Source organism: Psychrobacter proteolyticus (assembly GCF_003350005.1).
Lineage (GTDB): Bacteria > Pseudomonadota > Gammaproteobacteria > Pseudomonadales > Moraxellaceae > Psychrobacter > Psychrobacter proteolyticus.
The window spans coordinates 26,971-50,507 of record NZ_QLKS01000003.1; the positions used below are offsets into that span (position 1 = coordinate 26,971).

Genomic DNA, 23,537 nt, shown 5'->3' on the forward strand with positions numbered 1-23,537 from the left:
GCACGCTTATAGTAGACTTTATAAATAACACGGCTGATTTTCAGCCGTTTATTTTTATCTACTGTCGACTCTTTGTGCAATGATCATATAGGCAATCACGATAAGATAAGCAGTGACGATAAGCCATCATTTGAAAATAACTTGCAAACTAAAAAGCGGACGTCATGACGACTGATATTGAGCAAATAGAAGTAAAGCCAAAGAAGCAGCCGAAGCCGAAGATATTTTCGATACTTAAAACGATAATATTATATGGTCTTATGTTTGTCGTGATCTATAGCGTGGTCAATTGGTGGCGACAGCCTATTATGCCTGCCAATCCTCAGTTGCAACTGACCGATTATCAAGGACAGACTATCGACCTAGCAGCGATGAGTCATGAGCGGCCTACACTGGTATATTTCTGGGGTACGTGGTGTTCAGTCTGTAGTTTTACTTCGCCCACCATCAATAAACTAGCTGCAGATAACTATCCCGTTGTCACTGTTGCCGTACAGTCAGGCTCAAACCAAGAGCTACGCAGCTACCTCGATCAACATCAGTTTGATTTCACCACCATAAATGATCAACAAGGCAATATCTTTGCAGATTGGCAAGGACAAGTCACACCGTCCTATGTGGTATTAGAGAATGGTAAGATGACACAAGGACTAACAGGGATTCAGCCATTATGGTCATTGAAACTGCGCTTATGGTTAGCATCTGTTTTTTAGCAGTTGAGCCGTACTTTATGTTTCGATAAATCATTATGTAAGGAGATTATGGTTACGTCTTCGCTAATGATATACGACACAGGTAAACGATTGATATTGGACAAAATTGGGTTAGCCTCGCACAGCTCTTTTTACCCTACCCTTTTTGTCATATAATAGCTGCCGATCTAAATATTTTTTTGAATTATTTTTACTAGCATATTTTATGTTGCAATCGTCTCGTTACCATTTATTATTGACGTAACTATTTACCGACTAATGAGCGACAATGGGTATTTATTGACATGATGGTTGATAAACCGACTATGATGAGCAATATACCTACTATTAGTAATTAAGCATTATCAATACCGCGTGACACTCAGTACTATATTGAACTACATTGAACATCAAGCCTTGTATCCGGTTTTGAACCGACACACAAACCTACCTTTTAAAAAGATACCTTCTATGACTGATAAAAGCACTGACACACCAAGCCAAGATTACAAAGACACGCTGAACCTTGCGGATACGCCATTTGCGATGCGCGCAAACCTTGCCAAACGCGAGCCAGATTGGTTAGCTGCTTGGGAAGCAGATGACGTGTACGGTAAAATTCGTCAGGCGCGTGCTGGTGCAACCAAGTATATTTTGCACGATGGCCCTCCATACGCCAACGGTCAAATTCACTTGGGTCACGCAGTCAATAAAGTACTAAAAGACATTATTGTAAAATCAAAAACCTTATCAGGATTTGATGCGCCTTATGTCCCTGGTTGGGATTGTCATGGTCTGCCAATCGAACAAAAAGTCGAAGCCAAGGTTGGTAAAGTCGGTCAAAAAGTGTCTGCTACCGAATTCCGTGGTCTATGCCGCGAGTATGCGAGTACTCAGATTGAACTGCAAAAAGCAGACTTCAAGCGTCTAGGTGTATTCGGTGATTGGGACAACCCTTATCTGACCATGAACTTCCATCAAGAAGCCAACATCGTACGTGCGCTTGCCAAAATCTATGACAATGGTCATGTGACTCGCGGTATGAAGCCGGTCAACTGGTGCTTGGACTGTAGCTCTGCCCTAGCAGAAGCTGAAGTAGAATATCAAGACAAAGTCTCTGACGCGATCTATGTCAGTTTTGATGTGCTCGGTACGGACAAAGTAACCACATTGGCAGATATCGCAGATAACATCGCTGCTGTTATTTGGACCACCACGCCATGGACACTACCTGCCAACCAAGCTATCTCAGTACATCCTGAGCATAACTATAGCGTGGTTGCTACCGAAAAAGGCAACTTACTACTCGCAGCGGATCTTGTCGAAACTGCGTTGAGTGAGCTAAAATTAGAAAATAACGGCATCCTAGCAACTGTATCAGGCAGCGAGCTTGAAGGCCTACATGCTCAGCATCCACTAATTGAAGTCCGTCAAGTGCCGCTCATCTTGGGCGATCATGTGACTACTGATAGTGGTACTGGTCTGGTACATACCGCACCTGGTCACGGTCTAGACGATTATATCGTTGGTCTAAAATACAACTTACCAGTAGAAAACCCAGTAAGCGGTACGGGTGTCTATCTAGATAGCGCTGCTGTATTTGCCGGCGAGCACATTTATAAAGCCAATCCAAAAATCATCGCTGCCCTACATGAAAATGGCCATCTAATCAGCCATACCAAAATTGAGCATAGCTATCCGCATTGCTGGCGTCATAAGTCGCCAATTATTTTCCGTGCTACGCCTCAATGGTTTATCAACATGGAAACCAAAGGCTTACGTGCTCGCGCGCTTGCTGACATTCCATCAGTAAGTTGGACGCCAGCGTGGGGACAGAACCGTATCGAATCAATGATGACGGGTCGTCCTGATTGGTGTATCTCGCGTCAGCGTACGTGGGGCGTACCGATTACTTTCTTTACGCACAAAGAAACCGGCGAGCTGCATCCAAACACGCTTGAACTAATGGAAACTGCAGCTCAAAAAATTAATGAAGGCGGCGTTGAAGCGTGGTTCGATGCTAGCTGTGAAGACTTCTTAGGTAGTGAAGCCGCTGACTATGACAAAGCAACTGACACATTGGATGTTTGGTTTGACTCAGGCACAACGCATTTTGCGGTACTTGATCAGCGTGATGAATTGACCAATCCAGCTGATATGTATCTAGAAGGCTCTGACCAGCATCGAGGCTGGTTCCAGACGTCACTACTGACGTCGGAAGCGATATATGAGCGTCCACCGTTTAAGCAAGTATTAACGCATGGTTTCGTGGTCGATGAAAACGGTCGCAAGATGAGTAAGTCACTTGGCAATATCATCACCCCGCAAGAAGAGATCAATAAAACAGGCGCGGATATGCTGCGTCTGTGGATTGCCTCAAGTGACTATCGTTATGAGATGAGCGCAGGTAAGACGGTCTTTAAAGGTGCGATCGATATGTATCGCCGTATCCGTAACACCTTACGTTTCTTGCTTGCCAATACCGATGACTTCAATCCAGCGACTGATAGCATTGATATCAATGAATTGGTTAGCCTTGATAAATTCATCATTGAGCGCGCACAAACCGTACAAGCACAAATCATTAGCGCTTATGATGCGATGGACTTCCACCAAGTCACTCAGCACGTCACGGCGTTTTGCTCGCAAGATTTGGGTAGCTTCTATCTAGATATCATCAAGGATCGCCAGTACACCACGCAGGCGGATGGACAACCTCGTCGCTCTGCGCAGACGGCTATCTACCATATCACTCATGCTCTGATTCGCTGGATTACACCAATTCTATCATTCACGGCACAAGAGGCTTGGGAAGTGCTGAACCAACGTGATGCGGATAAAGGCGGCTATGTATTTACTCAAGAGTGGTATGAGTTCCCAGCGTTTGAGCTAAGTGCCATCAGCAACGATGACTGGCAGCGTATTATGTTCGCCAAAGACATGGTAAACAAACATATCGAGACCGCACGTGGCGAAAAAATCATCAATGCCAACTTGTCTGCCGACGTGAGCCTATACGCTGACGGTGCTATGCATGAAAGCCTAGCTAAGCTTGATGAAGAGCTTCGTTTTGTACTAATTACTAGTAACGCTGCGCTAAAGCCAATGAGCGAAGCGCCTGCTGATAGCATCACACAGACAGATGATGTGACCGACACCAATACCGAAGAGGCTGTCGATTTAGTGGTCCAAGTAAACGCAGCTACTGGTACTAAGTGTGTACGCTGCTGGCACATTCGTGATGACATCGGTACAGATAGCGCACATCCTGAGCTATGCGCGCGCTGCGTGACCAATGTCAGTGGCGATGGCGAGGTGCGTCACTATGCCTAACCCAACTGATTCGCCTGAAAGCCAGAATGACCAGCAGCCGCAGGTTGAGGTTGACCATTCGCCTAAGCCTGCTCATGCAACCACAGGTAGCTCGACCACGCCCAGAAGTCGTCTGGCCAAGTCAACAAATAGGACACCAAAGCTGGTGGCCAATGGCAGTCGTGCTTTTATGTGGTATATTCTGGCATTGGTTATCGTCATCATCGATCAATGGACCAAATGGCTGGCGGAAACCAAGCTCACCTTTCACGATCCAGTACCAGTAATTGAGCCATTCCTCAATTGGACATTGGCTTATAACTATGGCGCGGCCTTTAGCTTCTTGGCGGACGCGGGTGGTTGGCAGAAGTGGTTCTTTTCGGGACTGGCATTACTCATGTCGTTGTTTCTAATCATCTATCTGATTAAAGCACCTCGCAAAGCCACACTGTTATCTTTCGGCCTAGCCTTAGTATTGGGCGGTGCAGTTGGTAATTTAATCGACCGCTTATTACATGGTCATGTGATTGATTTTATCCATGTGCATTATGCTGATGTTTGGCATTATCCGATTTTTAATATTGCGGATATCGGTATATCTATCGGTGTATTATTGATTGTCATCGATATGCTGTTTTTGGAAAAGAAGCGTGAAATGCCACGGTCATAACCGTCTATAGCTAGAGATAATAGTTCAATTTATAAATGAAAAAGGTGGGTTACGCAGTCGTAATCCACCTTTTTTATTTACTATTTCTGACGATTGAATATGTATGCTAATTTGACCTATCTGCACAATTTCTATTCATGCACCCAAATACCAGTCTCACCGACAAAGTAAGTGTGCGTGTCTTCGACCTCGATGTTATATACCGTCATAGTAAGAGAACCTTCGCCCTCTTCCCAATCTATAGTATCAGGATCTTTCCATTCACCTTGACGAAAACCAAAGAACTCAGCATGTTCACGTTCATCTTTAGGTGTTTGCTCTAATAGACGTTGCTCCCACTCCTTATCGTACTCATATAATTTGTCTGTCACTGCTTGATAAGTGACGCCATTTTTGATCTCTGCACCTGTGGTTAAATCAATCAGGCTGCCATATTGATTAGGACTGTCTTCGTCAAACTTTGGTACAAAACCAATATTTACCTTATCAGTTTTATAAATTTTACTTAGTGATGTAGTGTCATAGGGATTATTACCAGACTCAGACGAACACTTAGTCAAGTCTTTGTTAATTAAAACATCTTGAGACCTTACTTTTTTCGCTTGAGTCCACTTTGAGCTTTCAATCCATAATGGATGATTCTCTGTTATCAATAATCGAGTCAAAGGTTGGCAATCAGATAACTCTCTTAATCTAATTCTCTCTTTAATTGGTAAAGAAGAGTCTACAGCGACAGAAAGCTCAAGCAACCATACCGATATATTCTCAGTACTCATAGTATTAGTTATTGCTTTATATATCAGATCCCCCAAGCCATCGGCAGCTTTAGATAATACTTTATCACCAATTTTTAGTTGTTCTATTGGTACTAGCCCTGTTTCTGTATGTACTAAAGTGCCAGCAGTGAAACCTGACGTATTCATAATCACATTATCCATATTTGTGTCTTAGTTCTCATTTATAGCAACTCTGATAATAAATCAGTCAAAGTCTCTAACCCACCACCTGCCAATAAAAACAACAACCCTGCCATATTAATGACTACGGTCAAATAATAGGTGACGCGAAACTCAGGCTTTTGTGATTTGTGGCGCAGATACGTTTGTGCGAGCAACGCCCCTACCCAACCGCCAAGCGCGCTTAGTATATGCAGTCTAGACTCAGGCGTACGCCAGTCGCCACTTTGCGCAGCAGTTTTGTCTTTGGCATACATGCCATAAGTAATAATCCCTAGCACAACGTACCAGCCGACCACTAGCCAACTCAATTTATCTGCCGCTGCTAATAGAACTAAGACTCCATAAAAAGCCAGTCCAAGGAACGAGCGTTTCTTTTGTCCTGCTTCAAACTCCGCTTGATGGCTACGTCTTTGGTTGCGCTGATGGATTTGCTGATTTTTTTGTGCCATTTTCTGCTGCACAAAACCAAGTTCTTGTACTTGTTTGGCCTGCCTGCGCCCTTGATCGTCTTGTCCGATACTAAAGACCACTGCCTCACCGATATCAGGACGGCGCTGAGCCTTAAACTCACTCACATGAAAGAAAACAGACTCACCTGCTTCAGTTTCAATAAAGCCAAACCCTTTATCGTCCTGCCATTTTTTGACAGTGCCTTGTTGTTTATTCACCACCGACACCTCATATCTTTTAGAATTGCCAATTATAGTACATTATCTGCGTTACATTATTGACGCTTACATCTGGCCTTAGATGGCTTATTATTTCTTACATTATAATACGGCAATTAAAAACACTGTAATCCAACGCATTATTTTCTATTCTTTTATTCTAGCAACCGATGGCTTTTTATTATGACTCAATCTCAATTTATTAACCCAAACGAAGACACTCGTATCGCTCATGGTAGCCTTGTGAAGTTGCACTTTGAAGTTTCACTAGAGAACGGCACCATCATCGACTCAACCTTTAATCGTGATGCGCCTGTGTCTTTGACCATTGGTGATGAGAGCTTGTTACCTGGTTTTGAGCAAGTACTGATGAATCTACGCGCCGGTGATACTCGTACCGCACACCTTGAGCCAGAGCAAGCATTTGGTGAGTGGAATCCTGAAAACATCCAACATTTTAGCCGTACTCAGTTTGCGCTAGTCGCTGATAATCCAGAGATTGGCATGATGGTTGAATTCGAAGACAAAGGTAAAAATACCTTGCCCGGTACGATCAGTGCCATCAATGAAGACCAAGTCGAAGTCGACTTTAACCACCCACTGGCAGGACAAGACGTATTATTCAAAGTAAAAATCTTTAAAGTCACACCACCTGGTGTCACAGGTATCAAATTGATGTAGTCATTCAAAGACTAATAAAAACTCGTTAGACATTAACTAAGATAAAAGCTCGCGACGATAAAAATTAATATCGATAAAAACAGCCAAAAGGGAGACTTATATGCAGTATCAAACGTTACCGCAACTCGATGAAAAAGTATCTAAAATCTGTCTAGGCACGATGACATGGGGACAGCAAAATACTGAAGCTCAAGCACATGAGCAAATGGACATGGCACTCAGTGAAGGTGTGAACTTTTGGGATACCGCCGAGATGTACCCGTCACCGCCAGATAAAGATAAACAAGGCGATACCGAGCGCTTTATGGGCACTTGGTTTAACAAGACCAAACAGCGTGACAAAGTCATTCTCGCAAGCAAAATATCGCCAATGAATTTTTTGCGTGATGGACAAACACGCTTTAACGCCGATCACATCAGCAGCGCTATCGATGGTAATTTGGAACGTCTACAAACCGACTATATCGATATCTATCAGCTGCATTGGCCTGAACGCCAAGCGAATTTCTTTGGTCAGCGCGGCTATGATGAAGAGATGGCGGCACAGTCATTAGACGATTTAACCCCATTTTTAGAGACCATTCAAGCGTTGAACGATGAAATTAAAAAAGGTCGTATTCGTGCTTATGGTCTATCGAATGATACCGCGTGGGGACTGATGCGCTATCTATGGGAAGCAGATAAAAACGGCCTAATTCCACCACTTACCGTGCAAAACCCATATAGCCTATTGAACCGTTTATACGAAGTTGGTATGGCTGAGATTGCCCATCGTGAAAACGTGGGTCTACTTGCGTATTCACCGCTTGGTTTTGGTGTATTGTCTGGTAAATACCTTGATGGTAAACGTCCAGATGGCGCACGCTTGACGATGTATGATCGTTTCGGTCGTTATGTGAATGAGCAAGCCAAAGCAGCCACTGAGCAATATGCCAAGATAGCTGCTGATGCAGGTTTGGACATGGCGCAGATGTCATTGGCTTTTGTGAACTCTCGTCACTTTGTCACCAGTAACATCGTTGGGGCAACGACGACTGAGCAACTCAAATCAAACATCGATAGTGTCAATGTGGAGCTAACATCAGATGTCTTAGAAGCGATTGAAGCGGTGCATACACAGCAGCCTAATCCATCACCATAGTTGGTCTTTCATAGAGAGCAAATGTTAATAGAGCCTGCTGAATAAATAATATTATGTGTGCTCTATTAAATTTCCTATAGAAAAGGGCGCAAATCGTTTCGATTTGCGCCCTTTTATTAACTGGCTGAGATTAGCTACACTAGCTCAACTCTAACTAGTTCAACTGTAAGTAATCAGTCTTCAACTGGTGCGCTAAGGACTCTTGAGTGCAGCTCAGCCAATCCTTCATTCATGCGTGCTTGCAATAAATTGGTCAGCTCGCTTTTGTTACGGCCTTCTGGATCTATAGGCGCGAGTGGCAATACATAAGCGGTCACGTTTTTGCTATCGAGCACTTTTTTCATACTTTCTTTCATCGTCAGCTTACCATAGTATGGCAATGCGTCGCTTAGTGTGCCGTCTTTATTGACATAAGCGATGATGATCGGTCTGATAGGCACATCAGCATCTATGGCTGCTTGCAGTAATGTTCCATGAATGCGTTTTACTTTTTTACCACTAGTGGTCGTCGCCTCAGGGAAGAAAATAATCGAAAAACCTTTGGCTAAAAAGTCAGCAATCTGCGCCGATACTGAGCTTGCATCACCGGAACCACGCTCAATGAAAAGCGTCCCTGCGGCATGGGCAAGTTTGCCAAATACAGGCCATTCACCGATCTCAGCCTTGGATAAAAAGAACGCTGGGCTCACAGTACCAACGACAGGAATATCCATCCATGACACGTGATTCGATACCCACAAGCCATGGAACTGCTCTACAGGTTCCACTTCTACTACTTTTACACCAAAAGAGCCTGCCATCTTGCGGCAGAATGTCTGGATATAACGTGGTAGGGTTTCGCGTGGTGGCTGCTTAAATGCACCGATACGTTTCGCCGCGCGTATGCCGCCGACCATGGTCGTGGTCATACCAGCAACCTGTCTACCTCGGCTCAACTGTCGTCTGAGTGAAAAGCTTGATTTAGCTTGGCTCATCTTCGCCCTCATGATTAAATAACGGGTGTTTAATAGTCAAAAAACGAGCCCAGTATAACAAAGTTCGTACACTCAGTGATAGCTTGTTCACTCAGTGAATACCGACTTTTATACAAAGGGGTAATAAAGCAGATTTATAAAAAATTATCCGCAGCAAACGCTGTAACATAAAACCATCGCTAATTATGCTTATACCCTTTAATATCAAGTGATAAGACCACATATAGACAATCATATGAACGCTATATCAAAGTATACTGAACTGATAATAGCGATATATTTACTTTATTAAATAGGTGATACTCTTTGGATTATTTTGAAAGACATGAAGGTGGCGAACGCGCCATTATTGTACATTTAGACATCCGCCAAATTCAAGATCCTGATGATCTAGGCGAATTTGAACTACTAGCAGATTCAGCAGGTGCCGATCGCTTGGCATTGGTCACAGGCTCACGTGCACGCCCCGATGCCAGATATTTCGTTGGTAGCGGCAAAGCAGAAGAAATCGCAGAACTGGTGCGCGAACATGACGCAGATATCGTACTGTTCAACCATAACTTATCGCCATCCCAAGAGCGTAATATCGAAGCGCTAGTGAAGTGTCGTGTGTTGGATCGTACTGGTTTGATTTTAGACATTTTTGCGCAGCGTGCCCGTACTTATGAGGGTAAACTGCAAGTAGAGCTGGCTCAGCTTAACCACTTATCAACGCGTCTGGTACGTGGTTGGACGCATTTGGAGCGTCAAAAAGGGGGTATTGGTCTGCGTGGACCAGGCGAAACCCAGCTTGAGACCGATCGTCGCTTGCTACAAGTGCGTGTCATGCAACTTAAAAGTAGAATTGAGAAAGTCAGACAAACTCGTGCGCAAGGTCGAGCCCGTCGCCAAAAATCAGACGTACCAACTATCTCACTTGTTGGTTATACCAATGCGGGCAAGTCCACTTTATTTAATCGCTTGGTGGATGAAAACATCTACGCTGCTGATAAGCTGTTTGCCACACTCGATCCAACGCTACGCCGCTTAGACTGGCAAGGTGTGGGGCGTGTAGTATTGGTTGATACGGTAGGTTTTGTCCGTCATCTGCCGCATGAATTGGTTGAATCTTTCCATGCAACATTGGAAGAGACGCTAGAGGCAGATTTATTATTACATGTCATCGACTCTTCTAGTGATGACATGCATGAGCAGATTCAGGCCGTCAAAGATGTACTTGCTGAAATTGATAACGATGTGCCTGTGCTCAATGTCTATAATAAGATTGATGTGACTGATGAGCCTGCACGTATTAGTTATGCTAGCGAAGGTCAACCTAACCGTGTCTATGTGTCTTCTAGAGAGAACTTAGGCATAGAAGAGTTGTCATTAGCCGTGCAGCAGTTACTGACTGGCACATTAACCACTTTTGATTTGACGTTGCCCTATCATGCAGGACAGTTGAAAAACACTTTGTACGAGCTCGGTGTTATTGAAGAAGAAAGCTATGATGATAGCGGTCATGAGTGCTTAACCATTCGCTTGCCAAGCGATAGACTGAGACAACTACTCGGACAAGCCAATCTCAAGCCTGCCGATGTGTTACCGCTTGCACAAGCAACATTGCTGATGCCTGTACTTGAGGAGTTTGAGCAGCATGACGAACATGAAGTTGAAGAGTTGACAATGACAGCAGAAGAAGAAAGAGCATTTGACGAATTTAATGCACTCAACTCACAAACAGCTGATTCAGAAAAGTAGTAGCTGCTGAAAGTGATTGTTCGTGGCAGTCGTTGAATGAACGTTTGATTCATACTATTAGACAGCAAGCTTTTATACAGTAGGGTAAAATAGAATAGACGGTATCCATTGATATCGTCTATTTTTTTTGAATATAACTGGTCATGGTGCATAGGCTTTATTAGTTGCCTCACTCTCTATATAATCGCCTGTTATACATTCAACAAATATTGATAGATGGCGTTAATATCTCAAAAATGAATCATTGCTACCATCAGCACTCATAACATCATTTTCTACGTTGTGTTCTTGGTACAACCACGCATTTTGTTTTTTACACCATCCATTTATATCTGACTTGGCCAGAATTGCTTATGAAGCCTGCTCACTCCTCCCATATCCCACTGTGGCTTGCGTTAGTTCTAACGTTGACCATGGTTATCATTGTCCGAGAAACGGCGGTTATTATCTGTCAAATGGCAGGCATCGAAAAAGCAGCCAATATTGTCGGTTTAGTTGCGATGTTCGTTATTCTGATAGCGTGGCGACTGTTGAAGGGGTTGCCAAGCTGGCTCACACAGGCCAGTAATACTTTACTAGTCGATAGTGGTTTTGCCTTTTTACCTGTTTCTGCTGGTGCAGGTTTGTTGCTATTTGCTCTAGGAGATGAGCTATTGGGTGTGATGATAACGATGATTGTTAGTACGCTCATACCATTGTGGGGTCTGGCATTACTGGCCAATCGTTGGCTCAACCATGCTGCAAATACTGATAGTACGACTACTACTGAGCAAAAGGGACAGCCGTGAGCTGCGGAGAGATATTATGACTTTTGACAGCGTATTTATGGCAACCCTAGCCGCAATATTATTAACTTTGGCAGCACACGTAATTGCACGTGTATTGGCACGTAAATTATCATGGCTACCGATGGTCATTACCGCACTTGTCCTAGTGCTTGTTTTCCTATTTGTACTGCAGTGGGATTACAACAACTATTACAGCGCGGCGAAACCTGTATTTGACCATCTGTTGGGATATGTCACGGTACTCTTGGCTGTGCCATTGGCGGCGATGAATTTCAAAGGCTTACCAGTCAAAAAACTCACTCTAATTGTTGCTATTGCTAGCATCGTTGGCGCATTACTGCCTATGTCGTTGGCTTACTTATTTTCGCTCAGTCATGAGACCCTATTGGCTTTCGCTACCCGCTCTGTTACGACGCCGATTGGCTTGAGCGTAGCAGATTTAATCAAAGCACCATTGGCAATGGCTAACCTAATTATCATCGTCTCAGGTCTGATAGGTGGTACGGTCGCGCGATTTTTGTTCCGCGGTATCAATGATGACCGTGCTAAAGGTCTAGCACTGGGACTAGCGGCTCACGCATTTGGTACTGTAGAAGCATGGCAAATCAGTCACACAGCCGGACGTTATGCTGCATTTGGCTTGGCAGTGAACGGGTTGGTTACCGCGGTTTGGGTACCTATCTTTATCAGCGCTATTGGCATCTAGTCATCACTGAAAGTCTACCTAAACTATTCTTATATTTTTAAGAATTGAACCATTAATAGGCTTATCTACTGTTAATTTCAGATTGAAAATCACCTCGACTATTCAAATGTCATTATTATTTCTTAAAAAATTGAGACACTTTATTTGTCTAAATTTATCAACTCAAAAAACCCACTACAAATGGCTCATTAAGTCACTTAGAAAATTTAGTATATTGATTTATCTAAGATTATTTGACAATGAAAATTGAATTTTACAACTTAGTTTGTCAATCTGATGCGTCAAAAAGTTATTATATGTTATAGTAAGCAACTATTATTTTTTGTATCTATTGCAAGTGGTTTCTTATTGAAAGTGATAATTGCTCAGCTGCTGTCCTTACAGTGGGCTAAATAATTCTGCAAAATCAGTAACCGCTTAAGCGCCTAAATCAACGCATATGTAGGCAAAATAATTTGCTGTTATTCGATAAAAAGTGATTTTACTATGATAAATACGGCTACTTTGATTACTCGCTGCTTATCTCCCCTTTTACTAAGTGCTATTGCTCTTTCGACTTTTTCTGTCGCTGCCAATGCAGGCAACATGTATATCTACAAAGACAAAGGTGGACAAGTACTGTTGACCAACGTCAATCCTAGTGGAAATTTCGATAAGTTTACGAAAAAAGTAAAAGTAACTTATTATAAAGACTCTAAGATGTATGACGGAAGCAGCGATAGCTATGGTAGCAGTGCCGCTAGCAACAGCGGAAGTCGCAACTCTTACGACAGTTACATTCGTGCGTCCGCTGAGCGCAATGGTGTTGACCCTGCCCTAATGAAAGCGATGATGCACACTGAATCAGCTTTCAATCCAAACGCACGCTCACCAGTGGGCGCGCAAGGCCTGATGCAGTTGATGCCAGCGACTGCGCGCCGCTTCAATGTAAGCAATCCTTGGAACCCTGCAGATAATATCGAAGGATCAGCCAAATATATCGCGTGGCTCATGCGCCGCTTCAATAATAATATCGAACATGCTGTCGCAGGCTACAATGCGGGTGAAGGCAATGTCGATAAATACGGTGGCATCCCTCCGTTTAAAGAAACACGTAACTATGTTCAAAGAGTAATGAGCCGTTATCATAGCTTGTATAAGAATGATGCAGGACTGTTTGGTGCAAGTATCAGTGCTAACAATCAAGCTAGTAGCACCAGTACCAGTAATGGCTTACAGAATGTCAGTTACGGTACCAGCAGCAATGTGAATAGTGCTAGCTATGCCAACTCGGCCTATGCGGCTTTACGCTAAGCCAGTTATCTAAAAGTCAGACATAAAAAAGCCCATTAACGAATTAATGGGCTTTTTTATGTTTGGATGCTTTATATATTGATGCATTAAGAGTAATAAAGCCAAACTGTAAGCCACAATTAAGTACTCACAGCCTGATCCAATACTATTTGGTACTTACTTGTTAGCAGCCTGAGTTGCAGCAACTTCAGCAGCGAAGTCTTCTTGCTTCTTCTCGATGCCCTCACCAACTTCTAGACGTTTGAAGCCAAGTACTTTTACGCCTTCAGCTTTTAAGACTTCGCCAACTTTCTTGTCGTTGTCCATAACGTATGGCTGACGTAGTAAAGTTACTTCGTCTAGGTACTTACGTAGGCCACCTTCGATCATTTTTTCAACGATGTTGTCAGGCTTGCCAGACTCACGAGCTTTTGCTTCGATGATGTCTTTTTCGCGTGCCAATACGTCAGCAGCAACATCTTCATCATCTACAGCAACAGGGTTGAATGCAGCGATATGCATAGCAAGGTTTTTACCAGTGTCAGCGTCGCCGCCTTCATAAGATACAACTACACCGATACGTAGACCATGACGGTATGCAGCGATGTTAGCACCTTCAAGTGTTTCAACACGGCGAATCTGGATGTTTTCACCGATTTTCTGTACTAGCGATACACGTGCTTCTTCAACAGTCTGACCTTCGCCATAAGACAATTCAGAGATAGCAGCAACGTCAGTTACGTTGTTTTCTAATGCAAGGTTAGCAACTTTTTCTGCAAATGCAGTGAAGCTGTCATCTTTTGCAACGAAATCAGTCTGGCAGTTAACTTCTAGCAAGAATGCTTTGTTCTCGCCTTGAGCGATGATGATAGCGCCGTCAGCTGCGATGTTACCCGCTTTTTTAGCTGCTTTAGCTTGACCAGATTTACGTAGGTTATCAATGGCAACTTCAACATCACCGTTTGATTCTTCTAACGCTTTTTTACATTCCATCATGCCAAGACCAGTACGGTCACGCAATTCTTTTACCATTTTGGCAGATACTTTTACTTCTGTCATAAGAGTCACCTTAGTATAGTTATGTATAGGAGTGCTGTATTTCTATTCAATATCTTAGTATTACTTAAAATCTAGCAGACAGCTCGTTTTGAACGATTACTAATATAGCCATAAATGATGTCAAACAAATAACATCTATACAGTACAGCGATATAACCAGTAGGAGCGATAATACTCGCCCAATAGCTGCTCGCTTATATGCATGGCGTTATTAATAAGGCTTTATTCAATAACAAGGCATGACGAGTAAAACTACATCATGCCTATTATGAGCTTATACGCTGTTCAAAACATTATATGGATGCTGATAGATACACTATCAAGGCATCCTTACAAAGTTAAACTTTTTAAGTCAGCTACTTATTCTGCTGGAGTTGCAGCAGCTTCTTCTGCAGCTGGCGCTTCTTCAGTTGCAGCAGGTGCTTGCTCAGCTTTACCACCAGCTTGAGTTTGTGCGTATTCTTTACCAGCGATGATAGCATCAGCCATAGAAGTTACGTACAAAGTCACAGCACGGATAGCATCATCATTAGCTGGGATGATGTAGTCAACGTTGTCTGGGCTAGAGTTAGTATCAACGATACCGATAACTGGGATACCCAAGTTCTTGGCTTCTTTAATAGCGATAGCTTCGTGATCTACGTCTACTACAAAGATAGCGTCAGGTAGGCCGCCCATATCTTTGATACCACCTAGTGAACGCTCAAGTTTTTCCATATCGCGAGTACGCTCTAGTGCTTCACGCTTAGTCAGCTTAGCGAAAGTACCATCTTCTGCTTGCTTTTCTAGCTCTTTTAGACGGTTGATTGACTGACGTAGAGTTTTCCAGTTAGTCAACATACCACCTAACCAGCGATGGTCAACGTATGGCATGCCAGCGCGAGCTGCTTGCTCACGTACGATACCGCTTGCAGCGCGTTTAGTACCAACAAATAATACTTTGTTTTTCTTAGCAGCTAGGCCGTTTACGTAAGTCAACGCTTCGTTGAACGCTTTTACGGTGTGCTCTAAGTTGATGATATGGATTTTGTTACGTGCGCCAAAGATGTATGGACCCATTTTTGGGTTCCAAAAACGTGTTTGGTGACCAAAGTGAGCGCCTGCTTGTAGTAAGTCGCGCATTTCGATTTTGGTTGGATTCTTTGTAGCCATGAGAATATATCCTATTGGTTGGGTTATGCCTCCACATCACAAAAACAGCCTATTTAGCGACACGCATCTGCTACCGGTTAGTTTTCATTAGTAAAGCACTAACAGATCACAAATTAATCAAGTCGCCAAACACCCAGCAATTTTTTGCCATGATGTGTGTGTCATTGGTTGGTTTAAAAAAAGAAGCTATCGCTAGATTGAAGCAAATGCTCAAATCTAAACTATAAAGTGAATTATAAAAAATAGCTGCGCTGTATTTTATCACATAACGCTTCAGAATCTCCAGCAGTTTGTTTGTAGTGTATCAATAAGATAAAAACAAACTACGGCGATAATAAAACAAAAAAAAGCGACACATTTGCATCGCTTTTTTCATGATTATCTTTTTAATAGCTGTTTTTCAAGCAAGGTCAACACTGTCACTCTTTTATAGTTATCACTCGTTTATAGAGGACTGACTACAACTTATGCAATGCAAATACCAATGACCGCCTTGTAACCACGCCACGTAAATGGTGTGATATAGCTTTGACGGTCTTTAGGCAAATAAGACACGCTTGGCGCACTCTCCACAATGTGCGGCGGAGAGATAATAAACTCTGAACCAAACTCTGTCCGAGCGTTACCTGAGATTGTATTGGCCATTTCACCCAACAAATCTTTCATCATGGTGATTGAAGAGTCAGGCTCGCCCATCACTTTGATGACTTCTCGCAACATCACGCTTGGTGCACTGACATAGACGCAGCCTTCTAAAGGACCTGATATCTTAATGACACCGCTATAATCAAAGCCAATCGCGCTTTTGTTGTTGTTCAAGTAAGGGGTATCAATTGACACTTCCGAGCCATCGATTTGCGCAAAAAACGCATTGATCGAGCTTAGAAACACACCCAATTTTTCTACTTTAACCATAATATATTAATATCCATCTGTATTACGTGGCAGCATTAGTCTTGCAAACAAACCACAATCTCGCCTACTTGAGAATGCCAAGTGATGGGGATGATAAAAGAACGCTCATCGTTCGGCAATACAATACTTTGCGGCGCACCTTTGAACACAAATGGTACAGAGATATGAAACTCTGAACCAAACTCTTTGCGTGCATTGCCTGCGATGGTATTGGCCACTTCCCCAGCCAGATCTACATAGTTCTCTTCACTTTTATCGGTTTCGCCCATGCTGTCTAAGATTGAAGACAGCAAGTCACGCGTCGCCGAAAAATATACCACGCCTTTTTGGCCACCAGATATACCAATCACGCCCGTATAATCGTGGACTTTTGGCTGTTTGTTTTCTAGTAAGTAAGGAGTATCAGCAATAAGCTCTTCTCCCCCAAACTGGTCAAAATAATTACTAATAATACTTAAAAAAATCTGTAGCTTTTGCTCTTTCATAATGACATCTACTTTGGTCGATGAATGGTATTAGTCTTGCATCAGCTCATACAAAGACTCTACAAGCTCCTCTTCTGAAAAAGGCTTGCACAAAAAGCCGCTAGCACCTAGTGACAATGCTTCAATGCCTGTGGCTTTGTCCGATAATGCTGATACCACTAAAATGCGTACTTCAGGATCAATCGCGATGATTTTTTCAATACATTCTAGCCCATCCATTTGTGGCATGGTTAAGTCCATGGTGATCACATCAGGACGATGGACGTTGAACTTTTCGATGGCTTGGACACCACTGGTCGCTGTCGCAACCAGCATGAACTTTCCTGAATCGTATGCGCGCTGAATACGGTTTCTAATAATATTTGAATCATCAACAATCATTAACTTATGCATAACTTATCTACTACCTTTAATGAAGTGCTTGTCGTCCCTGACAATATAATTACTATTTTGATTAAGCTTTAGGTAAAGTAATGACAAACCGTGTCATCTGACCCAGCTCGCTATTTACGTTAAGCTTGCCATCATACTCTTTTACTTTCGCTTTGATGATATCAAGTCCGACACCGCGACCACCGTCTTCATCTGCATGCTCTTTGGTAGAGAATCCAGAAGAGAACAGCTGTTTGAGCAAGTCACCTTTGCTAAGCTGATTTGCCTCTTCCGTACCGAAACGACCTTCTTGAATCAGTTTATTACGGATGCTGTCATAGTTAATGCCTTGTCCGTCGTCTTGCACAACCAACATAAAGTTTGAACCGTTGTCTTGTACTTCCAAATCAATGGTCCCAACGTCAGGTTTGCCAGTAGCATGACGCACACTTGGCGACTCGATACCATGGACTACCGCATTACGCAGCAACTGAATACTGATTTCTTTGATTGGTTTTGCAAGATGCGCCGGAATGCTCGTTTGGGTCAGCGTCGTACTTTTTAGCTGTACTCGCTTGCCCTGTCTTGCAGCAATCTCTTTTGTAAATTCATTGTAGAAAGACAATAAATCGTCATCTGTTTCATTGTCTAAGTCGATATCTAGCCCACCATCAAAGTCAGCATTGCTAGCTACATGGTCTGCTACTGGATTTTGAGTAACGACTGGTGCTTGTACGGTTGACGACTTAGCTGCTGTCGGTGCTGAGCGGTTGATACGCTCACCCAACGTCGCAATCGTATTTGATAAGCTAAGCAAATCATCCAAATGTACCGCTAATGGTAAGAAGTCATTACCAGACAACTGACCTTGGTTTTGTAATGCATGTAACTTGTCTTCAGCATCAGAAGCAATCTTCGTAAAGCTGTGTAGTTTTAGTGCTGATGCCTCGCCTTTTAAGCTGTGCATTTCACGATAAATAGCTTTTAATTTACCTTCAAGCTCATACTGCGAGCTACCAGGATTTTTTAAGATATTATTCATCTTCTCGATATGCGCTTGGGTATTACCAATAAACTCATTAATAATTTTTGGATTCACATTCAAGATAGTCGTTAACATCTCAATCTGCATATCGTTTTGCGAACGCTCTTTTTCTAGGCGCTGTTCTAAATAGACTGCATCTGATACATCATTAACGTTGACCAAGATACGGGCAATGTCTTTATTGTCATAAACACGTGAGAATTTGAAATCTAAGAAGCGATTATCAAGACTCTTGTCTTCAGACAGGTTATGCAACATGACCTTATTCAACGGGTTAAGTGAATCTACCAATTTTTCTTTAACGCGAGGGTTATAGAGCTGTTCAATGAACTGCTGTGTGGTCTTGAGGTCTTTATCAGAGATACGGCCACGCAGGACATTGGTAAAGTTTTCCCCTGCCAAGCGATCAGAGCCGATGATATTGTTAAGCGCACGAGAATGCTGTTGACCAATATTCAAGTCTTTATCAAGTAGGAAAAGACCCGTATTTACCGTTTCCATAATCTCTTGCGTTTCTTGGCGAGCGGCAAGTGCTTCAGCATCCGTCTCACGTAGGCGACGTACAAAGAAGAATACGAAGATTAGGAAGTAGGTAAAGATAGCGGCAACACCAAGTACCTGGATAAGACGAATAGTAGTTGCTTGACGCTCTGCACTATTAAATACATCTTTTGTCAGACTATCTAAAGAATCGTTAATAAACAAACTTGATGTTTTAGCCTGCTCAACTGCTTGGGTCAATTCATCAGCAGAAGGCACCATAACGTTATCAGCATCTTTTAAGTATGCTTGAATTTTGGGTTCTAGCGCTTTCCATTGCTCATTGGCAGCAGCAATGTTGGTTTGTGCATTGCTATCAATTTTTGGTAAATCGTAGCTATTACCTTCTTCATCTGTGATCGTGCCACCTTGCTCAATCGCAGCAATAGAGTTGGTAATCAACGTCGTGTTTTGCTCTAAACGACTCAATGCTCGTTGTATGTGTGGAGACTTAGTATCCTCACCATAACTGCTATCCAAGTCGAAAAGATCTTTAATTACCGCCTGTGCACTGTTTGCAACTTGGTTGGTTTGGTCAATTAAAGCGGTATTTCTTTCTAATAAGTTTGAGGTATAAAACGTGAACGCAAGCAAAGCACCGATTAGAGATAAAAATAGTGCAATTGAAATAATCAGACCTTGATAGCGCTTATTGTCGACATTAGGTACGGTTGCCATCTTCAGAGTTCCTTAGTTCACTTGCTTAGTATTAGTATCAGAATCACTCTTTTCAGCAGACTCTGCTGCGCCCAACCAACGATTCTCAATCTCTTTAAACGTTCCTTTTTGTTTGAGCTTGGCAATACCTTCATCCACTTTACGAATTAGTTCATTATTGCCTTTTGCCATCAGAATAACTTGCTGTGCTGATGGGTTGTCTTCGCCCTCATAAGCGACGATAGTAACGTCATACTCTGGATGGTTTTTTGCTGTGAACTGTAGGATTGGTAAGTCATGCAAAATGACATCGACTTTGTCCTGCATCAAGTCTTCATACAATAAATAAGCAGTGCTTCGAGTCGTCAGTTGGCTGTATTTACCCATAGCGTTAAGTTGGTCTTCCTGCTTCGAGCCTTCCATCGCTGCCACATGCATGCCTTGCAAATCATCTATACGATTGATTTTCAAGTCAGCATTTTTGTACATAATTGAAGATGGGTTAAAGAAATAAGGACTAGAGAGTCCATATTTGACAGCTCGGTCATCTTTATAAGAAATACCTGATATTGCTAGATCACGACCACCAGACTCTACCGTGTCAAACATGTTCTGCCAGGTCTCTTTATAAAACTCGACTTTAAAACCTTGTTCTTCACCGATAGCACGAATTGAATCAATATCAATACCTTGCATATTTCCATAATCATCTTGAAACGAGAACGGCGGCATCGTACCGGTTGTAGCCACCTTTATAGTTGGCGCTGTATCAGGCAACTTACTCACAAAGCTATCTGTGTTTTCCTTTACTGGTGCGCTTGCGCTTTCTTGAGTAGAAGAGTTTCCACAGCCAAATAGGCCAACACTCAATAGAATCGGTAACGCTCGATATAACTGCATCATAATCTATCCTTGAAACCTAACGTTGGTTTACATCTTAATGAATGACAATCTAGCAATATTAAGTAATGTCTATACATATTTGCTTACAGAAAGTTACGTTAGATAATACTTGTCTAATTTTATGATTGCAATAATTATGTTTGGTCATTATCTACGGTTAGTTATATATAGCAAAGTCTGCATATATTTTTGAACAACATATACTTGTTTATAATCAATAAACTCCACTGTTCAGAGTACCTGTAGAATTTAGTTTTGCTCTGAATAAAAATATATAAAGCGCATAAAAAAAAGCACTCATACGTCTTGAACATATGAGTGCTTTTTAAAATATAGTTAACTTAAAATAGAGGTGCTTACTCTGCATCATCCAAGTTTAGGTTACGATCAATCTTCCAAATCAAGAAGGAACCGAGACTCATTAGTGAGAACATCGCGATACCGACCTTGAGCACTGGGTTGACTGGAAACAGGTTTAATAATAAACCGCCGAAGATGCCGACTGAGAACATCAACGAGCCTTGCAATGCACTTGCCATACCAGCACGGCGTTTTTGAAAAGCGAGTGCAATTGCAGAAGCATTAGGCTGAGTCAAACCCAATCCGGCAATACAAAAGAAAATACAGGCCAGCACCAGTGGTAACCAAGCATCGGTACCTAAGAGCAGACCAATCAGGAACAGCACCCCTGCAGAGACAACCTGCATCATCGTGCCAAATCGCAAAATACTTAATATACGGAAGCGATTGGTGAGCCATTGATTAAGTTGAGTCAAACCGACAAAACCCGCTGCATTCATGCCAAATAGCCAACCAAAATGCGTTGCTGAGACGCCGTAAGTATCCATAATCAGCTCAGAGGCTGAGCTGATATAGACAAACATCGCTCCCATCAACAATCCACCACCAATTGCTGGATAGTTAAAGGTTGGGTCTTTTAATAGATCCCAATATTGACTAAGCACTTCTCTTGCGGGACGTACATTACGATTTTCTTCGGCCAAGGTTTCAAAAAAGAAAAACTTGGTGAGTAGCAAGTTTAGAGCACCAAATGCTGCTAAAAACCAAAATATAGAATGCCAATCAAAAAACTGTAAGAATAGCGCGCCAAGCGATGGTGCTAATATGGGTGCTAAGCCCATCACTAAAATCATGATGGAAAAAGCTTTTGCCGTTTGCTTGGCCGTAAGGCGATCGCGAATTGCGGCACGAGTAACTACTGCGCCGACACAAGCGCCTAATGCTTGTAAGGTACGGCCTGCAAAAAGTACGTACTCATTATCAGTGGTCGCACAAAGAATAGAAGCGACAACATACAGCGTCATACCTATATATAAAGGTTTGACACGGCCAACACGGTCACTGAAGGGTCCGTAAAATAGCTGCCCAAATACCAAGCCCAAAAAGTATGCAGGAACAGAGTTGGCCATAAATGCCGTTGAAACACCGAAATCATCTGCCATCGATGGAAGTGCTGGCAGATACATATCAATCGATAATGGTCCTACCGCCACCATCAGCCCAAGCATCATAATCCATGCGACAGGCAAATCGGCAGAGCGCACTCGCTCAGAAGCGATAGGTTTGTTTGGGAGGGAGGGTTTTGAAGCAGACATATTTAGACCGTTTTATATAGTGGCTATTATTTTTAATATTTTATTTTTCGACGTTTAAGGGCTTGCACCTGTTATTCGGTAGGCTTTCGTCATTTTACTGGCTTATTCAGTATGAAAGATAGATGCCTTTAACAACAATAGTGCATCTTTACCCATATCAGTGCAAGCAGACAATGCTATATCGTGCTATTTGCTTGCATTTCAATGGCTATAAGATAGTAGCGAAACAACCGCTAACAATTAAAACTCATCAAAAAAAATTATCAAAATATGTCTGGTTTTCTTAGGCGGCAATCTCTTTTATCAGAATGAGTCAAACGAAAATAACACTAGCAAAACTTTAGCGGAATTGACGTTTACCAAATAAGGTGCTGGCCTGCTTTGCTTTTCTGAGGGCAAGCTTACGATTACGACCAAGCATCATTTTGAGCTGCCATGCTTTTTCTTTATATAAAGTCTTAGCAGGTTGATCATACATCGCATTTATCACGCGTTTACTTGCTAGCACCGCATCAGGAGAGCGCTCTGCAAACTCGGCAGCAAGCTTTTGCGCTTGTTCAAGAGGCGCTTCACTACAGTGGCTAATCAAGCCTAACTCTTTGCCTTTATTAGCATCGATGATACGAGCGCTCATGGCGAGCTCTTTTAGAGTATCTTCTCGTAGAACCCCAAATGCTGATTGGGTCAGTCCCATGTCTGGCACTAAACCCCACTTAGCTTCCATAATAGATAATTGACAGTCAGGGTGACTGATACGTACGTCACAAGCCAACGCCAACTGTAGTCCAGCGCCGATACAATATCCTTCCAATACCGCTATGACAGGTACTGGCAGATCACGCCATACCAAACATACTCGTTGGAACGCACTTTGCCATGGCTTAATTAACTCCCAAAGGGCAAATGCTGTGTTTTTTGGATGATTTAAGTCTCCTAAATCAATACCTGCACAAAACGTTCCCTCTGCCCCATTTAGAATGACTGCACGTATGGTTCTGTCTTTGCTAATGCGACCTGCTAGCTTAATCAGCTCATTGATTACCTGAAAGCTCATGGCATTTTTTTTATGTGGACGATTTAAGGTAACCGTCAGTATGTTGTCTGTAATACTAACTTGTAAGGTCTCATACTGGTAACTTGCAATCGCGTTCATAACAATCCTTATTAATGAATAAAACAAATATGGTTCT

General features: G+C 42.6%; 21 protein-coding genes. 9 read left to right on the forward strand and 12 right to left on the reverse strand.

Going from position 1 to position 23,537, the window contains the following annotated elements; genetic code table 11:
• The first annotated feature begins 164 nt into the window (after positions 1-164).
• The 3 genes from DXK30_RS07310 to lspA all read left to right on the forward strand — a co-directional run bounded on the left by DXK30_RS07310 (position 165) and on the right by lspA (position 4,674).
• Positions 165-713 (forward strand): protein disulfide oxidoreductase, encoded by a 549-nt coding sequence (locus tag DXK30_RS07310; protein ID WP_114701155.1) that lies wholly within the window; start codon positions 165-167, stop codon positions 711-713.
• Positions 714-1,163: 450 nt separating this feature from the next.
• Positions 1,164-4,025: an isoleucine--tRNA ligase gene (gene ileS / locus DXK30_RS07315; RefSeq protein ID WP_114701156.1), complete on the forward strand. Its 2,862-nt coding sequence runs from the start codon at positions 1,164-1,166 to the stop codon at positions 4,023-4,025.
• Positions 4,018-4,674: a signal peptidase II gene (gene lspA / locus DXK30_RS07320; protein ID WP_114701157.1), complete on the forward strand. Its 657-nt coding sequence runs from the start codon at positions 4,018-4,020 to the stop codon at positions 4,672-4,674. The genes ileS and lspA overlap by 8 nt, the downstream gene beginning before the upstream one ends.
• 131 nt (positions 4,675-4,805) lie before the next feature.
• Here lspA and DXK30_RS07325 read toward each other — a convergent pair whose 3' ends face one another.
• On the reverse strand, positions 4,806-5,597 hold the full coding sequence (locus tag DXK30_RS07325) for a Hint domain-containing protein (protein WP_114701521.1): 792 nt from the start codon (positions 5,595-5,597) through the stop codon (positions 4,806-4,808).
• Positions 5,598-5,632: 35 nt separating this feature from the next.
• The gene (locus DXK30_RS07330) at positions 5,633-6,301 is read right to left on the reverse strand and encodes a DUF1294 domain-containing protein (protein WP_227670700.1); all 669 of its coding nucleotides are present in this window, start codon (positions 6,299-6,301) and stop codon (positions 5,633-5,635) included.
• Positions 6,302-6,484: 183 nt separating this feature from the next.
• On the opposite strand from DXK30_RS07330, the gene fkpB reads away from it, so the two are divergent.
• Entirely contained in the window at positions 6,485-6,982 is a 498-nt protein-coding gene (gene fkpB / locus DXK30_RS07335; RefSeq protein ID WP_114701159.1) for an FKBP-type peptidyl-prolyl cis-trans isomerase, read from the forward strand.
• A gap of 100 nt (positions 6,983-7,082) precedes the next feature.
• A complete protein-coding gene (locus DXK30_RS07340) occupies positions 7,083-8,123 on the forward strand; it encodes an aldo/keto reductase (RefSeq protein ID WP_114701160.1) in 1,041 nt (346 codons plus the stop codon).
• 173 nt (positions 8,124-8,296) lie between these two features.
• Here DXK30_RS07340 and DXK30_RS07345 read toward each other — a convergent pair whose 3' ends face one another.
• A complete protein-coding gene (locus DXK30_RS07345; RefSeq protein ID WP_057758444.1) occupies positions 8,297-9,097 on the reverse strand; it encodes a lysophospholipid acyltransferase family protein in 801 nt (266 codons plus the stop codon).
• 306 nt (positions 9,098-9,403) lie between these two features.
• Here DXK30_RS07345 and hflX point away from each other — a divergent pair, with 306 nt between their 5' ends.
• From hflX to DXK30_RS07365, 4 genes are all read left to right on the forward strand, one after another.
• The gene (gene hflX / locus DXK30_RS07350; RefSeq protein ID WP_114701161.1) at positions 9,404-10,837 is read left to right on the forward strand and encodes a ribosome rescue GTPase HflX; all 1,434 of its coding nucleotides are present in this window, start codon (positions 9,404-9,406) and stop codon (positions 10,835-10,837) included.
• A 353-nt stretch (positions 10,838-11,190) separates the two neighbouring features.
• On the forward strand, positions 11,191-11,625 hold the full coding sequence (locus DXK30_RS07355; protein ID WP_114701162.1) for a CidA/LrgA family protein: 435 nt from the start codon (positions 11,191-11,193) through the stop codon (positions 11,623-11,625).
• 16 nt (positions 11,626-11,641) lie between these two features.
• Complete coding sequence (locus DXK30_RS07360; RefSeq protein ID WP_114701163.1) at positions 11,642-12,331, forward strand: LrgB family protein; 690 nt, start codon at positions 11,642-11,644, stop codon at positions 12,329-12,331.
• 486 nt (positions 12,332-12,817) lie between these two features.
• Positions 12,818-13,624, forward strand: coding sequence for a lytic transglycosylase domain-containing protein (locus DXK30_RS07365; RefSeq protein WP_114701164.1), 807 nt, complete (start codon positions 12,818-12,820; stop codon positions 13,622-13,624).
• 156 nt (positions 13,625-13,780) lie between these two features.
• Here DXK30_RS07365 and tsf read toward each other — a convergent pair whose 3' ends face one another.
• The 9 genes from tsf to DXK30_RS07410 form a co-directional block, all read right to left on the reverse strand.
• Complete coding sequence (gene tsf, locus DXK30_RS07370) at positions 13,781-14,662, reverse strand: translation elongation factor Ts (RefSeq protein ID WP_114701165.1); 882 nt, start codon at positions 14,660-14,662, stop codon at positions 13,781-13,783.
• 360 nt (positions 14,663-15,022) lie between these two features.
• Positions 15,023-15,814 (reverse strand): 30S ribosomal protein S2, encoded by a 792-nt coding sequence (gene rpsB, locus DXK30_RS07375; protein ID WP_057758431.1) that lies wholly within the window; start codon positions 15,812-15,814, stop codon positions 15,023-15,025.
• A gap of 465 nt (positions 15,815-16,279) precedes the next feature.
• A complete protein-coding gene (locus tag DXK30_RS07380) occupies positions 16,280-16,729 on the reverse strand; it encodes a chemotaxis protein CheX (RefSeq protein WP_057758429.1) in 450 nt (149 codons plus the stop codon).
• 35 nt (positions 16,730-16,764) lie between these two features.
• Entirely contained in the window at positions 16,765-17,214 is a 450-nt protein-coding gene (locus tag DXK30_RS07385; RefSeq protein ID WP_057758427.1) for a chemotaxis protein CheX, read from the reverse strand.
• Between the two features lie 30 nt (positions 17,215-17,244).
• Positions 17,245-17,607 (reverse strand): response regulator, encoded by a 363-nt coding sequence (locus tag DXK30_RS07390; RefSeq protein ID WP_057758425.1) that lies wholly within the window; start codon positions 17,605-17,607, stop codon positions 17,245-17,247.
• A gap of 61 nt (positions 17,608-17,668) precedes the next feature.
• Positions 17,669-19,849: an ATP-binding protein gene (locus DXK30_RS07395; RefSeq protein ID WP_114701166.1), complete on the reverse strand. Its 2,181-nt coding sequence runs from the start codon at positions 19,847-19,849 to the stop codon at positions 17,669-17,671.
• Positions 19,850-19,861: 12 nt separating this feature from the next.
• A complete protein-coding gene (locus DXK30_RS07400; RefSeq protein ID WP_114701167.1) occupies positions 19,862-20,731 on the reverse strand; it encodes a substrate-binding periplasmic protein in 870 nt (289 codons plus the stop codon).
• A 356-nt stretch (positions 20,732-21,087) separates the two neighbouring features.
• Complete coding sequence (locus tag DXK30_RS07405; protein ID WP_114701168.1) at positions 21,088-22,347, reverse strand: multidrug effflux MFS transporter; 1,260 nt, start codon at positions 22,345-22,347, stop codon at positions 21,088-21,090.
• A 340-nt stretch (positions 22,348-22,687) separates the two neighbouring features.
• Positions 22,688-23,500 carry a crotonase/enoyl-CoA hydratase family protein gene (locus tag DXK30_RS07410; RefSeq protein WP_114701169.1) on the reverse strand — a complete coding sequence of 271 codons (813 nt, stop codon included), beginning with the start codon at positions 23,498-23,500 and terminating at the stop codon, positions 22,688-22,690.
• Positions 23,501-23,537: the final 37 nt, after the last annotated feature.

Coding starts and splice junctions, on each gene's coding strand:
- DXK30_RS07310 (WP_114701155.1), top strand. CDS start 165: ATGACGACTGATATTGAGCAAATAGAAGTAAAGCCAAAGAAGCAGCCG.
- ileS (WP_114701156.1), top strand. CDS start 1,164: ATGACTGATAAAAGCACTGACACACCAAGCCAAGATTACAAAGACACG.
- lspA (WP_114701157.1), top strand. CDS start 4,018: ATGCCTAACCCAACTGATTCGCCTGAAAGCCAGAATGACCAGCAGCCG.
- DXK30_RS07325 (WP_114701521.1), bottom strand. CDS start 5,597: ATGAATACGTCAGGTTTCACTGCTGGCACTTTAGTACATACAGAAACA.
- fkpB (WP_114701159.1), top strand. CDS start 6,485: ATGACTCAATCTCAATTTATTAACCCAAACGAAGACACTCGTATCGCT.
- DXK30_RS07340 (WP_114701160.1), top strand. CDS start 7,083: ATGCAGTATCAAACGTTACCGCAACTCGATGAAAAAGTATCTAAAATC.
- DXK30_RS07345 (WP_057758444.1), bottom strand. CDS start 9,097: ATGAGCCAAGCTAAATCAAGCTTTTCACTCAGACGACAGTTGAGCCGA.
- DXK30_RS07355 (WP_114701162.1), top strand. CDS start 11,191: ATGAAGCCTGCTCACTCCTCCCATATCCCACTGTGGCTTGCGTTAGTT.
- DXK30_RS07360 (WP_114701163.1), top strand. CDS start 11,642: ATGACTTTTGACAGCGTATTTATGGCAACCCTAGCCGCAATATTATTA.
- DXK30_RS07365 (WP_114701164.1), top strand. CDS start 12,818: ATGATAAATACGGCTACTTTGATTACTCGCTGCTTATCTCCCCTTTTA.
- tsf (WP_114701165.1), bottom strand. CDS start 14,662: ATGACAGAAGTAAAAGTATCTGCCAAAATGGTAAAAGAATTGCGTGAC.
- rpsB (WP_057758431.1), bottom strand. CDS start 15,814: ATGGCTACAAAGAATCCAACCAAAATCGAAATGCGCGACTTACTACAA.
- DXK30_RS07380 (WP_057758429.1), bottom strand. CDS start 16,729: ATGGTTAAAGTAGAAAAATTGGGTGTGTTTCTAAGCTCGATCAATGCG.
- DXK30_RS07385 (WP_057758427.1), bottom strand. CDS start 17,214: ATGAAAGAGCAAAAGCTACAGATTTTTTTAAGTATTATTAGTAATTAT.
- DXK30_RS07390 (WP_057758425.1), bottom strand. CDS start 17,607: ATGCATAAGTTAATGATTGTTGATGATTCAAATATTATTAGAAACCGT.
- DXK30_RS07395 (WP_114701166.1), bottom strand. CDS start 19,849: ATGGCAACCGTACCTAATGTCGACAATAAGCGCTATCAAGGTCTGATT.
- DXK30_RS07400 (WP_114701167.1), bottom strand. CDS start 20,731: ATGATGCAGTTATATCGAGCGTTACCGATTCTATTGAGTGTTGGCCTA.
- DXK30_RS07405 (WP_114701168.1), bottom strand. CDS start 22,347: ATGTCTGCTTCAAAACCCTCCCTCCCAAACAAACCTATCGCTTCTGAG.
- DXK30_RS07410 (WP_114701169.1), bottom strand. CDS start 23,500: ATGAACGCGATTGCAAGTTACCAGTATGAGACCTTACAAGTTAGTATT.